Below are 13448 nucleotides of genomic sequence, written 5' to 3'. Positions count from 1 at the left end.
AACATTACTATATTTCGTGAAGAGAGTACAAAGTGCCACAAGCCCAGTATTTCAAAGGGGTTGTGGCACTTATACGTTCATTCATGTGTCAAAGACGGGAGTATACCATATTTTTTAGATGCTGTAAAGGAACAGACTCCATACAAAAAAAGAGGATACGGAAAACCATAACGCTTTCCATACCATCTCTTTTGTCTGATCCGTTTCGAGTAACAGCTCCTTACTACACCTCTTCAAAATATGCTTCAATATATTTCATGGCTCCGCCCACTGCCGCGGCTTCCATGCCGTAGCGGCTGTTCTTTAAATAAACCGTGTCCTGCTCGAACATATTATAGCCGGCCATTTTCTGGCTTAAGTCAATCATATACGGTTTTAAATACTGGCCGATGTATCCTCCCAGTATGATGTCGCAGTCAAAGGCCATCCGCAGATTCGTCACCGATATTGCCAGATAGCTTAAATAGGAATCCCATATATCCCGTATGGCATCGTCGCCGTCTTCCAGTTTCTGAAAGAACAGCTCCAGGCTGTCATCCGTGTGATCTGACAGCACTCTGGCCGAGCAGTACGCATCCATGCAGCCCTTTTTTCCGCAGTAACACGTTTTTCCTTCCGGCGCTATGACCATATGGCCGAATTCCGCACTTTTAAAATTGTCCCCCGCATAGATTTCCCTGTTCACGTAAATCGCACCGCCTACGGAGTTGCTTAAGGACAGATAGACCGCGTCACGGTCCCGGTGGACAAATTCCGCCAGCGCCGCGCTGTTGGCGTCATTTTCAAAGGATACCGGATACCGGATAAACTGACTGACCACCTGAAATTTCACATTGTCCAGATGCAGTACGTGGGAACGGACAATCAGTTCCCGGCTCTGGTCGATCACTCCCGGTATGGAGATGCCGACTCCCAGGATCTTATCCGGCGCGGCCCCCATGTCTTCCAGGAAACAATCCAGCGCCTCCGCCAATGCCTGGTAGTAATCGAACGAATTTTCAAAATTCTTCTTGATGCGTCTCTTCCCCGTTATGGCTCCCTTTAAATCCAGCGCGACCATGCTGATGTGGTTTAACGTAATATCCAGCCCGACCGCCATTTTCCATGTGGCTGTGATAGAAAGCGTCTTTGCCTTTCGGCCTCCTGTAGACTCATACTCTCCGATCTCCCCGACAATTCCGGCTTCGGTCAGTTCTTTCACATTCTGTAAGACCGTGGGCATGCTGATCCCCAGCTCTGCAGCGATCTCCGGTTTGGACGTTCTGCCTTTATAGCGGATAAATTTTGCGATCTTGACTTTATTCAGCTTCTTCTTTTCTATCATGGAATCGTCTCCGATAATCTTCTTTTATGAATCGTTTTATATAAGTATTATACAAGAGGGGGCAGGGAAAGGCAAGGCAAAAATACCGCAGCCGGACTTTCCGCAAAAAGTCCGGCTGCGGTATTACATACATAATTTTTTTGATCTGTCTTACTCTAATGCAAACATCGCCATTGCATTCAAAATATCTTCTTCCATCGCATCGATCGCCGCATTGGCTAACTCATGGAAATACTTCACGTTTTTCTCCTCCAGAAGCTTCTGCACGCCTTTTACGCCGGCGTTGGACATATAGGAGAAGTAGTTGATTTTCCGGATTCCACAGCGGATGGCTTTCTGGGTATCTTCCACGCTGATACCGGAACCGCCGTGCATGACGAGCGGAACACCGGTCAGCTCTCTGATTTTCATAATGCGGTCAAAATCCAGTTTTGGCTGGGCGGCATAGAAGCCGTGTACGGTTCCCACCGAAGCGGCCAGCGCGTCAATGCCCGTTTCTTTCACATATTTTGCGGCCAGTTCCGGATCCGTATAGGCGCCGCCCACGAATTCCTTTCCCTCATGGCCGGTCACGATCCCGATCTCCGCTTCCACGTTGGCGCCGTATTCCTGAGCCATGGCAACGGTCTCTCTTGTCATGCGGACATTTTCCTCGTACGGCTTGGAGGAGCCGTCATACATGACCGCTGAGAAGCCCAGATCCAGGGCTTTCTTTATATAGTCCAGGTCCTCGCCGTGATCCAGCATCACACAGACCGGCACCGTCGATTCCTTCGCCATGCGGACCATGATCGGCCCGATCACGCGAAGCGCCATCTCCGGCTCATGAAGCTGGGCGTGCTGGATGATGACCGGCTCCTTCCGTTTTTCCGCGGCCCGGATAACGGCCATTAAAATCTCCAGATTGGGCGTATCGAAAGCGCCCACACAGCAGCCTCGCGCCTGAACGGCCGCAAGTACCTCATTCATATTTACTAACATTCAGCCAGCTCCTTACTTTTCTTCGTACAGTTCAATGATTGCATCATCCCAGATGACAAAGGCCAGCCGTACTCCCGGACCCGCGTCGACCGGTCCGAAGATGATCCGGTCCGCCTGTTTCGCATAGCTGTCCAAATCATCTACCCGGTAAGCCACATGCGGCTGCTTGGAAAGGATCTCCGGAAACGGCGTCCCCTCCTCAAACTTTAAATATTCGATCTTAAAATCATAGTCGTCCACATTGCTTACCCAGAACTTCATGGCCTCATTGTAAACCATTCCCTCTTTCCTGTTCAGCACAGGGATTCCAATATGCATATATTCTGCCGCCATAGGGACCTCCTCCTATTTTTTCAAGTACGGGGTATTGCACGGTGCGTTCCAGTAGTGAAGCAGTTCGTCATCCATTCTTGCCATAAACATCTGGAAGCCGCCCTGCTCCTGCACGGTCAGCAGTTCGCCTACGTAGTTTGCCACGATCTCGATGTTCTTCTCTTTTAAATAGGAAACGCATTTCCGGTAAATGATAAACAGCTCCATCAGCGTGGTGGCGCCTGTGCCGTTTAAAATCAGCATGATTTTCTCTCCAGACTTGATATCCAGATCGGAAATCAGGCCATCCAGCATAATTTTGGCCGTCTCATCGGCACATTTCAAAGGCTGACGTCCGCCGCCGCCCTCTCCGTGCTGTCCCATGCCGATCTCCATCTCATCCTCGCCTAAATCGGCCAGAAGACTTCCCGTCGCCGGGTGAGTCGCTCCTGTCACGGCCACAGCGAGAGTCGCCATATTATCTGCAAAACGCTGTGCGATCTTTGCGACCTCTTCCAGGCTCTTTCCTTCCGCGGCTGCGGCGCCTGCTATTTTATAAGTAGGAATACATCCCACCAGGCCCCGTCTGTCGTCTGCGTTGGATCTCGGTGCGTTGGCAATATCCTCCTGAGTCACCACCTTGACCACATGCAGGCCTTCCTTCGCACACCGCTTCATGGTCAGGTTGCCGGTCAGCATATCGCCGGCGTGGTTGAGAACGATATAGAGAACGCCCTTTCCCTTATCCGCCATCCGGATCGCGTCTACGCACGCCTGCGGTCCCGGCGCGGCGAAGACATCTCCTACCACAGAGATATCCACCATTCCTTCTCCGACAAATCCGCTGATCGCCGGCTCATGGCCTGATCCGCCCTGTGTCACGATCGTTACGCGGTCCGCATCCGGAAGCTTCCTGTTTATGACCATGCGCTGGTCTCCCAGCTCCACCAGCTCCTTATGAGCTTCTGCAAATCCTTCCAGCAATTCAGGTGTCAGATTTTCCGGATCATTGATAAATTTTTTCATTCTCATCATTCATTTCTCCTGTTCTAAGAATTATCGTCCCGCTTCCATCAGACCGTCATACAATCCCCTGAAAAACAGCGATGTGCTGACTGCCCCCGCATCCGGGGTCCCTATGGTCTGCTCCTTATAGCTCCTGGCCCTTCCATACTTCGATACGTACTGCTCGCTGTCTTTAGCGCCCTGCTCCGCCACATCTGCCGCCGCTTTTAAGATATCCGGGATTCCTCCCTCCGCCTCTCTGGCCGCCAAAACCGCCGGAATCAGGGCGTCCATCATCGTCTTGTCCCCGGTCCGCGCCGTCGTAATGTCCTCCATAGCGGCCAGGCATCCTTCCAGCATGGCCTTCAGCCCCTCGCTGTCGATAGCGTCGCTGCCTGACAGCGGATCTGACAGCCCTCCGATCATCGTTCCGTAGAGCGGTCCGGCGCTTCCGCCTCCAATCTCCATCGTATCGTCTCCCAGGGACTGGAGAAATTCCTCAATATCGTCGTCCTCCCATGCGTCCAGGTTTTTGGTGATCAGTCCGGCGATCTTGCCGATGGTGACTCCGTGATCCCCATCTCCGAAGCGTGAATCAATCTCGCTTAAGCGGTCTTTATTCGCGCACCAGAGCCGGGCCACACCACGAAACATGCTGGTTATCTCAGGCTTTGAAAGTAACATATGTAACCTCCTTTCTCTTGTTTTTATCGTTTGTCATAAATAAAGACTATCATTTTCACATATTATTGTCAATAAATGGATTTTATTTTGTTATTTTTTGACAGTTTTGCACAAAAATATGGTGTGTAAATGGCTTTAAAGGCCTTAACGCACCATATTTCAGTTACATATGTAACTCATTGTTCAGTTCTGCCGCCGCACTCACCACATTTTTCGGTGCGACTACATAGTTGACATATCCGGTCCTTAAGACACCCGCTAAGGCTTTCGGCTTCGTGTTGGCCGAACAGATTCCCACCACATAGCGGACCTGGCGCAAAAGTTCCAGGGGAATCTGAATGGCATAGTCCGTGTCCGAGCGGATCACCCGCCCTTCCTCCGTCACAAAATAGTTCAGTATCCGCCCCACCGCCTTCTGCTTCACCAGCAGGCTGCCATACCTCGCTTCCGACGCGAAGTCGGGCACCGATGGAAAATTCCCGATATTGACCAGGGCTACGTCAAGGCGCTCCCATGCCTGATAGATTTTATGATAATTCTCCAGGGCCATGGTCAGCTTCAGTTCCTGCTCAGAAAGCGCACAGGCCGGCGTATAGATAAATTCCGGCTCGGCTTCGCTGTGCTCGGCAATCACCCGCACCAGTTCGTTGGAATGGTAGTTTTTAAGCCCTACGCCGCCGTTTCCGATCAACGGGCAGATGTGGCCGCCGATTCTGACCGGTCCCTGATTCCGCTCAATCCTGGCCGTCAGATCGCCGATGATATGGCCCCAGCCGATTCCCAGCCGGTCCTGTTTCAGCCCGGCAAGCAGCTTTAAAGCCGCGTTCGCCACCGCGTTGTTGGTCGCTAAATCATTGGGACCGTTTTCCACCACGGCTCCGCCCTGGATTCCAAAGCTTTCCTGGAGACGGTCCAGCCAAGGATCTCCCTGCCCCAGTCCTTCCGCCTCCCCCGGCGCCGCAATCGTGATTTTTACAATCCCTTCCTCCTTCGCCTCCTTTAGAAGCTTACTGACCATGGGACGGGAAATTCCATAAATCCCCGCGATCTCATTCTGAGTCCTGTCCTTCTCATAATACAGCCTGGCCACATCCACCAGGCGCTCTATCCTGCTGTCTCGATCCCTCATATCCGTGCTTCTTAAGAACGCCCGCCGTCAGGCCGACCGCAGACCGCTCTTCGCGCTCCTTCCATACCATTTCGGCCGCAGGCAGGCGGCCTCTACTCTGCTTCTATTATAACCGTCCGTCGAGTATCTGTCCACGAAGAGTCGGAAAGGTTTTATTCCTGCTGTATGTACCGGTTACGGTTCCGCTATCCATCGGCACGAATCTGTGCTAGAATGTACGGATAACAAAAAACAGGCGTGAATCGGCGCAATCATTTACAGGAGGGAATCGCTATGATAAGACTGGTATTACCAACGGAAGACTACGAGGAACAGGTTCTGGATTACAAAGCATCATTTGAAAGAGACGGTGACAGCCTGGATGGAACCGCAGGATTACTGAATTTCCGTACCTTTAAAGAGTGGTACGAGGCACTTCTGGACAATTCCTGTGAGGCAACGGTGAGAGAAGGCCTTGTTCCCGCCACGACATTTCTGGCTGTCGATGAAAACGACAGGCTGGTCGGAATGTTGGACCTCCGCCACCGCCTGAATGACGCCCTGGAAAAATGCGGCGGCCATATCGGGTACAGCGTAAGGAAAGACGAGCGGAGAAAGGGGTATGCCACCCAGATGCTGTCCCTGGCCTTAGAGGAATGCAGGAAAATGCATATCATGCGTGTTTTAATCACCTGTAATAAGCTAAACATCGCCTCGGCCAGAACGATAATGAACAACGGCGGGATTCTGGAAGATGAGATCAGGACGGCTGAAAGGATTACACAGAGGTACTGGATTACCCTCTCTTAGAGGCAAAAACCGTTAATTCGCCTGCTTACCGGCTTCCGGATTTAAGAATACTTCCTTTTTCACTGCTTTTTCCTGACAGGCCACGATCGTCGTGCACACGGCGTCACCAGTGACGTTGACGGCGGTCCGGCACATGTCCAGGATACGGTCAATTCCCATGATGAGCGCGATGGCTTCCACCGGAAGTCCCACGGATGTGAACACCATGGAAAGTGTGATCAGCCCTACGCCCGGCACGCCCGCCGTTCCGATGGAGGCCAGGGTAGCCGTCAGAATGACCGTCATATAATCGGCTGCAGACAGGCTGATCCCAAACGCCTGCGCGGCAAATACCACGGCAACGCCCTGCATGATGGCCGTTCCGTCCATATTAATGGTGGCTCCGAGAGGAATGGTAAAAGAAGAAATCCTCTTGGAGACCCCCATTTTTTGATGAAGCGTGTCGATGGACAGCGGGATTGTGGCATTGGAGGTCGCCGTGGAAAAGGCAAAGCCCATAACCGGCAGAAACTTCCTGATAAACAGAAACGGACTCAGTCCCGTAAAGCCTTTCAGCATCACCATGTAGACCACCAGGCACTGAACCGCCAGCGCCAGCAGCACGCCTGCCATATACTTGAGAAGCGGCAGAAACGCATCGAATCCAATTCCCGAAAATGTCTTCGCGATCAGACAGAACACGCCGTAAGGCGCTAATTTCATAACCATGGTCGTCATTTCCATCATCACATCGTTAAACTGGCTGAAGAAATTGCCGACAGTTTCCACACTCTCGCCCAATTTTGCAAGAATTATCCCCACAATCAGCGCAAATAAGATGATTGGCAGCATATCACCGCTTGCCAGCGCCCCCAGCGGGTTGGTCGGTATGATATTCAGCAGCGTATCCGGCAGACTCACCTTGCCTGCGATGGCTACCTCGCTTCGCTCGATGGAGGACATATCCAGCCCCACGCCCGGATTTATCACATTGGCCACCAGTATGGCGGCCGTAATGGCGAGAGCCGTCGTAAAAAGGTAGAAGAACAGCGTCTTGACGCCGATGGTTCCCAGCTTCTTCGTATCTCCCATGGCCATGCTTCCGCAGACCAGCGAGCAGAACACCAGCGGAACCACTAGCATCTGCATCAGCCGCAAAAATCCGTTTCCGATGACATAGAATATGCCTCCGATCAGGAACTCATCCCGTATCACGCTCTCCGGTACGGCGTAATGAAGCAGGATTCCGGTCGCGGCGCCTGCCAGCAGCCCAATAAATATCTTTGTTGTCAATCCTGTCTTTTTTCTGTTTTTCATATACTGGTATAATCCTTCCTGTCTGCTATAAAACGTTCCAGCATGATTTTCCATTCCGGAAGCAGGGAGATTCCGGACATGCGCAGCATCATGTTGTCCAAAACGGAGTACGACGGGCGCATGGCGGTAAGCCTGTCATCCACAGCCGCTACCGGCACTACCTCTGCCTTTGATCCGGAAAGGCGCACGATCTCCTGCGCAAATTCATACCGGCTGCAGCTTCCCTGGCCGGTCACATGGTATAACCCATCCGGTGCAGACTCCATCAGTTCGTTGATCTTTTCCGCCAGCTCCGAGGCTCCGGTCGGCACAGCGGTCTGATCGGCTGCCGCATAAATCGTCTTCCCCTCTCCCGCCAGCTTCATAATCTTCGAAAAATAACTGCTGCCCTCTCCAAATATCCAGGAACTCCTGACGATAATGTGGCGGTTGCAGAATTCCTTCACGAAATTCTCCCCGGCAAGCTTCGATTTTCCGTAAATGGTCTGTGGATTCGGCGTATCAAACTCCGTATACGGCGTCTCCCCGCTTCCGTCAAACACGTCATCCGTAGAGAGCTGTATCATCCTGGCTTTTCCCATTCGGGCCGCCACACTTAAATTTCTGGCTCCCAGGGCGTTGACCTTAAACGCTTCCTCTTTATTCTCCTCGCACGCGGCCACATCCGTAAGCCCCGCGCAGTTTACAATGAAATGCGGCCGGTTCATGCCTGCATAATCCCTGACTGCTTTCGAATCGGTGATATCGACAGCGTCGATGTCCGTAAGCAGCAGCTCCACCGTGTTTTCCAAAAGTTCCGTCATTTTGCGGCCGACTCTGCCGTTTGCTCCGCAAATCCAAACCTTTTGCATATGATTCATAAAATGCACATGGAGACTCGCGTCTTTAGACATGAGAGGAATTGTGCCCCTCCTGACTCTTTCGCAAGCTCCTTCTCCTTTTTGTTTTTTAGTTTTTCAAACATTCGTTTGTTTTTTACCTCTATTTGTGGTAAAATGTACTCAGTCCATAATTTGTTATGAGGTACAAAATCTATGAAATCTATTACCATTACTGCTAAAGTCAAACTATATCCTACATCAGAACAGATGATTATTTTGAATAAGACACTGTCCGTTATCCGGGATGTGCTGAACTATGTCTCTGCTTTCGTTTTTGAACGGGAGGGAATCCGCTATCCCGAATTAGCCCATGCCTTATACTACCCGCTCTCAGATGACTCAGAGTGTATTTAAGACCGTCCTTGCAAAATATAAATCCATGAAAAGCAATGGCCGCCCTTTCTCGAAAGTATCTTTTCGAAACTTTGCATATGATCTGGTATGGAACCGGGATTATTCCATATCAGGTCAGTCCGTCAGTTTAAATACCCTTTCCGGCAGGCTGCATATCCCCTTTGAATTAAAAGGGATGGAACACTGGTTTTCTGCCGGAGGACGCTTTGGCACTGCTAAACTGATCCATAAAAACAGGAAATCCCGGTACGTCATAGTCTCCTGGGCATTCTATCAGTTCCGGGAGATGTTGGAATACAAAGCTGCGCTGTCGCAGTCGAAAGTCCTTGCGACAGACCCGAAGTACACCAGTCAGAGCTGTCCGGTCTGCGGGAATACGACAAAGGCTAACCGTAACAGAAGAAAGCATGAATTTTGCTGTACCGTATGCGGTTACCGGAGTAATGACGACCGGACAGGGGCCATCAATATCTATCGTAAAGGATGTAATACTCTGTTCGCAGAGGCCTGTCAGGCATAGCCGAAGCAGGCGGGCTGTCGTCAACTATTCCGCCGAACGTATGTGAGGGGGACTTTCCTGCAGCCTATTGTAGCCAGCGTTTGAGGTAGGTGGCATGAATCACATGCCGTACTACGTGTAGTTGAGTTACAAGCCAGTGTCATCAGACATGGGTAATTGACTTGGTATCCTCCATTCTGAAATCGTGACAAGGTATTGTACCATAGATCGCAGGGGCTGCCAAGGTGGGAAAGGGAATTTCAGTATAAACTTACAGAATTATTAAGAATTGTGGTTCCTCATGAGGATGAGAAAATCCCGGCAGAAGCGCTTCGGGAATTGGTGGATTTGGCCAGGATGACCGCTTCCACCGCAAATTCCCAGGCGCTCAAGTTCCGGATCTGCAGCACGGAGGAAGAAAATGAGCAAGTGTTCGGAACACTGAAATGGGCGGGCGCACTGCCGGATTGGGACGGGCCCGTAAAGGGAGAGCGGCCATCGGCCTATCCTATCATCCTCTGTGACTTGCCCTTGGGAAGAATAAACTTCAGGACGACGGGAACGGCTGGCGGAGCTTCTGGATATCGATACCGCAAAGTACTCTATTGATCTCGTGCTGGCGCTTGGAAAGCCAAAGGAACAGGTCGTGGTGGTGCCGGTTGGGGCGGACGGAGACGTGCGCTATTACCGGGACGCAGAGCAGGTCCATTATGTGCAGAAAAGAAATCTTGATGAAATTATCCTGTGAGACGTTTCAGCTTTCCCACTGCTTAACCCGCATAGGCCCCCGCTTTTGTAAACAGAGCATGGTTTTTCATCCCTGCATTGGCCTCTGCCAAAACCTTTTCCTCGTCAATGGTCAGAAGCTTCCGGTCCTTCATGACCAGTTTCCCGTTAATGATGGAATGCTTTATATCGGCTCCCGAGGCACTCTCGATCAGGGTATTCACGAGACTTCCCGTTGGCATCAGATGGGGTTTGTCTAAGTCAATGGCAATGATATCAGCTAAGTTCCCCCGGCGGATTGCTCCCAGGCTGCTGTTCATCAGGGCCTGTGCTCCGCCCGCCATGGCCATGGATAGAAGGGTTTTAGCCGGCATAATCTCAGGATTTCCGGTGGTGATTCCGTAGGCCACGTTCATGATGCACCGGAACGCCCGCATCTCCCGGAATAAATCCAGTCCGCCGTGGCCCGCGCCGTCGGAGCCGAAGGCCACGGGAATCCCTGCCGCCAGGAGGCGCGGCGTCTGGGGAATGCCCTTGCCGCAGTTGCTGAACGGACAGTGCACCACCTTAATACCGCGTTCCTGTACCGTCTGAATCTCGGATTCGGACAGCATAATACAGTGTGCTGCTACAAAACGGTCCGACAGCGCGCCGATCCGGTCTAAGTAACTGAACGGCCGTTCTCCGTAACGTTCGATGAAATCAAGCACTTCGCTGGCGTACTCGTTCATGTGGCATTCTGCCGCCACCTTCTGCTCCCTGGCCGCGAGAAATATGGTGCGGAACAGGTCTTCCGTGCAGGCCATCAGAGAGGTTACGGAATAGTACACCTGGAGCAGGCCGCCTTTCCCGTGGTATTCCCTGTGGAATCTTTCCAGACGCGGCAGCGCCTCCCTGGTGTCGATGCGCAGACCATCCGGCACTTTCGCACCGTCGGTTGTCTGCCAGGTCAGGGCTCCCCGCATCCCCATTTTCAAATACTCTTCGGCCGCGGCTTCGATATGAGGCCCGCCGGCGTCCACAAAGGATGTGGTCCCGCTCTTTATCATCTCCGCGCCGGCAAGCCTGGCGGACAGGGCCATGGTTTCCTCCGTCAGAGAGGCCTCAAACGGCACGTTGATCCGTTTCCAGATCACCGGCTTCTCATCCAGCAGACTTCCCCTTAAGAACTGCTGGCTGGTGTGAAGATGGCCGTCTGTGAGGCCCGGCATCCACAACAGATGCGGATCGTCGATCACGGTTTCGGCATGGTATCCCCCGTTCCGATCCTCCGCTCCAGAGTCCAGAATGTCCAGAATCCGTGTTCCGTAAACAACAATGGTCTGATTCTCTTTGATACTCATATCGGACATCAGGATTCTGGCATTTTTAATTAAAATATCACATGACAACATAAAGAAACGCCCCCTTCTCTTTTCCTGTAATGAAATAAGCTGTATTCATTATAGTAAATCGTTCGGGCCGAAAAAAGGACAGTTGGGATGTTTGGACAACTTATCTGGTGGTTTTGTACAAATGCTTTTTCCCCTGCCCTCTTCTCTTTCTCTCAATAAATATGGCGCCTCTTAAAGAAGCCGTTCCACCTCTTCCAGTAGAGGTATCGAATCGGCGGCCCCCTGTCTGCTCACTGTGATACTGGCTGCCAGGGAAGCAAATTCCATCGCAGTTCTGACTTCATATCCTCTTGACAGAGCCGACAAAAAGGCCCCTATATAGCTGTCTCCTGCAGCCGTGGTATCAACCGCGCTGGTCTCTGCCGCAGGGATAAAAAAATCCTGACGGCCGTCAACATAGCATGAACCCTCTTCGCCCATTGTGACAATGACTGCTTTCACGCCCCGGTCGGTCAGACGGCGCGCCGCGGCCACAGCGGTATGGCAGTTCACTTCGCAGCCTGTTAAAAGTGCCAGTTCCGTTTCATTGGGGATCAGATAATCGGTAAGAGATAATAATTCGTCCGGAATTTTTTGAGCAGGAGCAGGATTTAAAACGACTTTTCCCCCATGCTCCCTGCATATTTCTGCGGCGTGAGCCACCACCTCCAGATTGATCTCCAGCTGCATCAGGCAAAAATCCGCCTCCGCGATAACCTGCGCGGCACTGTCAATATCTTCGCAGCTGAGCGCACCGTTGGCGCCCGGGTCAACAACAATCGTATTATGTGCGTTTTTATCGACGCAGATAAAAGCGCTTCCCGTTGGAACATTCTTTTTTATAATATGGTCAACGGAAACTCCATATGCCGCCAGTGCTTCCACTGCCCGCTCGCCCGGCTCGTCGGCTCCCACCGCGCCTATCATGGCGACCTCCAGCCCCATCTTGGAAAGCGCAGCCGCCTGGTTTGCCCCCTTTCCGCCGGTGCTGCTGTATGATCTTCTGCTTAAAATTGTCTCTCCTCTGTCAGGAAGATGATCCAGCAGAAACGTATAATCTCTGTTGACGCTTCCTACCACAACTGTCCTTTTCATTACACACTCCTCAGTTCACTTTTATTTTCAGGACAGCCCAGTGTCCTGTTTAAATAACGGACAAAGCCTTCCCTGTCCGCGGAATACGCAAATCTGCAATTGGCCTTTTCCCTCTTCTCTCTTCTGTCCATCACCAGGTGACCTTCCCCCGCTCCCGAAAAGCATACTCTGACCGATTCTTCCCTGACATCCCGAAGCAGGCTCCCATCAACCACACAGGCCACCGCAAGCGCATCATGGACCGTTGCCGAATCCTTCAGATGAAGAGGCTGTATGGCGTTGTGAACTGCCATACGCTGTTCCAGCAGTTCAGCCGCGAATCTGCTGCAGAAGTTTCCATTTTCCCTCAGTCCGGCAATCTCATCTTTCGTAATGACTGCCTCATGGGTGGCATCCAGCGGAACGAACACCGGGTTCACCCCACTCTCCAGTACGATCTCGGCCGCCTCCGGGTCATGCCAGATATTCGCTTCCGCCGCTGCCGTTACATTGGCCGCCATCGAGCCGCCTCCCATGATCACCATCTGGTGTATGCCTGAAACAATATCCGGATTGAGCGACAAAGCAATTCCCAGATTCGTAAGCGGCCCTACTGCAATAATATCAACCGGCTCCGTGGCTTCTGCCAAGTAATCCAGGTAGAAAAACGGCGCCGGAAGACTCTTCTTTTGATACTTTGCTTCGGGCAGCTTCAGATGTTCATCATGAATTCTGACTTCCTTTCCGTCAATCACCGCCTTACACGTGCCATCCACACATCTTTCTTTTGATAAATATTTCACGAGTGCTGTCGATGCTCCCGCGTATACCGGAATATCCATCCCCATCTGCGTGAGAACACGCAGCGTATTATCCGTGGTGTATTCCACTTCTGTATTTCCCCATACGGTGCAGACTGCCGCCACCTCAAGCTCCTGCGACAGAAGAGCGCACATAATGGCTATTGCATCGTCCGAACCGGTATCTACATCCAATATAACTTTTCTTTTTTCCATATTTT

At 51.8% G+C, this 13448-nt stretch carries 14 protein-coding genes; 3 read left to right on the top strand and 11 right to left on the bottom strand.

The features are described from left to right. Positions 1-223: 223 nt before the first annotated feature. From DFR60_RS24255 to DFR60_RS24230, 6 genes are all read right to left on the bottom strand, one after another. On the bottom strand, positions 224-1324 hold the full coding sequence (locus DFR60_RS24255) for an ROK family transcriptional regulator (RefSeq protein WP_110325195.1): 1101 nt from the start codon (positions 1322-1324) through the stop codon (positions 224-226). Between the two features lie 150 nt (positions 1325-1474). Continuing rightward, on the bottom strand, positions 1475-2305 hold the full coding sequence (locus tag DFR60_RS24250; RefSeq protein WP_110325194.1) for a class II fructose-bisphosphate aldolase: 831 nt from the start codon (positions 2303-2305) through the stop codon (positions 1475-1477). Positions 2306-2317: 12 nt separating this feature from the next. Further along, entirely contained in the window at positions 2318-2638 is a 321-nt protein-coding gene (locus DFR60_RS24245; RefSeq protein ID WP_110325193.1) for a VOC family protein, read from the bottom strand. Between the two features lie 12 nt (positions 2639-2650). Next, positions 2651-3649, bottom strand: a complete 999-nt coding sequence (locus tag DFR60_RS24240; RefSeq protein WP_110325192.1) for a dihydroxyacetone kinase subunit DhaK — start codon at positions 3647-3649, stop codon at positions 2651-2653. A 24-nt stretch (positions 3650-3673) separates the two neighbouring features. After that, entirely contained in the window at positions 3674-4306 is a 633-nt protein-coding gene (locus tag DFR60_RS24235; RefSeq protein WP_110325191.1) for a dihydroxyacetone kinase subunit L, read from the bottom strand. Positions 4307-4469: 163 nt separating this feature from the next. Then, complete coding sequence (locus DFR60_RS24230; RefSeq protein WP_110325190.1) at positions 4470-5435, bottom strand: sugar-binding domain-containing protein; 966 nt, start codon at positions 5433-5435, stop codon at positions 4470-4472. A gap of 273 nt (positions 5436-5708) precedes the next feature. On the opposite strand from DFR60_RS24230, the gene DFR60_RS24225 reads away from it, so the two are divergent. Next, entirely contained in the window at positions 5709-6224 is a 516-nt protein-coding gene (locus DFR60_RS24225) for a GNAT family N-acetyltransferase (RefSeq protein WP_110325189.1), read from the top strand. A gap of 12 nt (positions 6225-6236) precedes the next feature. Here the strand turns inward: DFR60_RS24225 and DFR60_RS24220 are convergent, their stop codons facing one another. Together DFR60_RS24220 and rfbD are read right to left on the bottom strand one after the other, a co-directional pair. After that, positions 6237-7520, bottom strand: a complete 1284-nt coding sequence (locus DFR60_RS24220) for a dicarboxylate/amino acid:cation symporter (RefSeq protein ID WP_110325188.1) — start codon at positions 7518-7520, stop codon at positions 6237-6239. Continuing rightward, the gene (gene rfbD, locus DFR60_RS24215; RefSeq protein WP_110325202.1) at positions 7517-8371 is read right to left on the bottom strand and encodes a dTDP-4-dehydrorhamnose reductase; all 855 of its coding nucleotides are present in this window, start codon (positions 8369-8371) and stop codon (positions 7517-7519) included. The genes DFR60_RS24220 and rfbD overlap by 4 nt, the downstream gene beginning before the upstream one ends. A 183-nt stretch (positions 8372-8554) precedes the next feature. Between rfbD and DFR60_RS31025 the strand changes: the two genes are divergently transcribed. Together DFR60_RS31025 and DFR60_RS24210 are read left to right on the top strand one after the other, a co-directional pair. Then, positions 8555-8755, top strand: a complete 201-nt coding sequence (locus DFR60_RS31025; protein ID WP_243005171.1) for a helix-turn-helix domain-containing protein — start codon at positions 8555-8557, stop codon at positions 8753-8755. 25 nt (positions 8756-8780) lie between these two features. Continuing rightward, positions 8781-9275: a transposase gene (locus DFR60_RS24210; RefSeq protein ID WP_243005170.1), complete on the top strand. Its 495-nt coding sequence runs from the start codon at positions 8781-8783 to the stop codon at positions 9273-9275. Positions 9276-10024: 749 nt separating this feature from the next. Here DFR60_RS24210 and DFR60_RS24200 read toward each other — a convergent pair. From DFR60_RS24200 to DFR60_RS24190, 3 genes are all read right to left on the bottom strand, one after another. Beyond that, positions 10025-11374, bottom strand: a complete 1350-nt coding sequence (locus tag DFR60_RS24200; RefSeq protein ID WP_110325187.1) for an amidohydrolase family protein — start codon at positions 11372-11374, stop codon at positions 10025-10027. Between the two features lie 171 nt (positions 11375-11545). After that, the gene (rbsK, locus tag DFR60_RS24195; protein ID WP_110325186.1) at positions 11546-12448 is read right to left on the bottom strand and encodes a ribokinase; all 903 of its coding nucleotides are present in this window, start codon (positions 12446-12448) and stop codon (positions 11546-11548) included. Then, positions 12448-13443 carry a nucleoside hydrolase gene (locus DFR60_RS24190; protein ID WP_110325185.1) on the bottom strand — a complete coding sequence of 332 codons (996 nt, stop codon included), beginning with the start codon at positions 13441-13443 and terminating at the stop codon, positions 12448-12450. The genes rbsK and DFR60_RS24190 overlap by 1 nt, the downstream gene beginning before the upstream one ends. Positions 13444-13448: the final 5 nt, after the last annotated feature.

Origin of the sequence: Hungatella effluvii (assembly GCF_003201875.1) — a bacterium.
In the GTDB taxonomy this organism is placed as follows: domain Bacteria; phylum Bacillota; class Clostridia; order Lachnospirales; family Lachnospiraceae; genus Hungatella; species Hungatella effluvii.
Note: the sequence above shows the minus strand (reverse complement) of the source record. Positions and strands in the feature narration are given on the sequence as shown.

What these genes read in the sequence shown, in the direction of transcription:
- DFR60_RS24190 (WP_110325185.1), bottom strand. Translation starts at nt 13,443, where the DNA reads ATGGAAAAAAGAAAAGTTATATTGGATGTAGATACCGGTTCGGACGAT.
- DFR60_RS24250 (WP_110325194.1), bottom strand. Translation starts at nt 2,305, where the DNA reads ATGTTAGTAAATATGAATGAGGTACTTGCGGCCGTTCAGGCGCGAGGC.
- DFR60_RS24245 (WP_110325193.1), bottom strand. Translation starts at nt 2,638, where the DNA reads ATGGCGGCAGAATATATGCATATTGGAATCCCTGTGCTGAACAGGAAA.
- DFR60_RS24235 (WP_110325191.1), bottom strand. Translation starts at nt 4,306, where the DNA reads ATGTTACTTTCAAAGCCTGAGATAACCAGCATGTTTCGTGGTGTGGCC.
- DFR60_RS24210 (WP_243005170.1), top strand. Translation starts at nt 8,781, where the DNA reads ATGAAAAGCAATGGCCGCCCTTTCTCGAAAGTATCTTTTCGAAACTTT.
- DFR60_RS31025 (WP_243005171.1), top strand. Translation starts at nt 8,555, where the DNA reads ATGAAATCTATTACCATTACTGCTAAAGTCAAACTATATCCTACATCA.
- DFR60_RS24225 (WP_110325189.1), top strand. Translation starts at nt 5,709, where the DNA reads ATGATAAGACTGGTATTACCAACGGAAGACTACGAGGAACAGGTTCTG.
- DFR60_RS24230 (WP_110325190.1), bottom strand. Translation starts at nt 5,435, where the DNA reads ATGAGGGATCGAGACAGCAGGATAGAGCGCCTGGTGGATGTGGCCAGG.
- DFR60_RS24200 (WP_110325187.1), bottom strand. Translation starts at nt 11,374, where the DNA reads ATGTTGTCATGTGATATTTTAATTAAAAATGCCAGAATCCTGATGTCC.
- DFR60_RS24240 (WP_110325192.1), bottom strand. Translation starts at nt 3,649, where the DNA reads ATGAGAATGAAAAAATTTATCAATGATCCGGAAAATCTGACACCTGAA.
- DFR60_RS24220 (WP_110325188.1), bottom strand. Translation starts at nt 7,520, where the DNA reads ATGAAAAACAGAAAAAAGACAGGATTGACAACAAAGATATTTATTGGG.
- rfbD (WP_110325202.1), bottom strand. Translation starts at nt 8,371, where the DNA reads ATGCAAAAGGTTTGGATTTGCGGAGCAAACGGCAGAGTCGGCCGCAAA.
- rbsK (WP_110325186.1), bottom strand. Translation starts at nt 12,448, where the DNA reads ATGAAAAGGACAGTTGTGGTAGGAAGCGTCAACAGAGATTATACGTTT.
- DFR60_RS24255 (WP_110325195.1), bottom strand. Translation starts at nt 1,324, where the DNA reads ATGATAGAAAAGAAGAAGCTGAATAAAGTCAAGATCGCAAAATTTATC.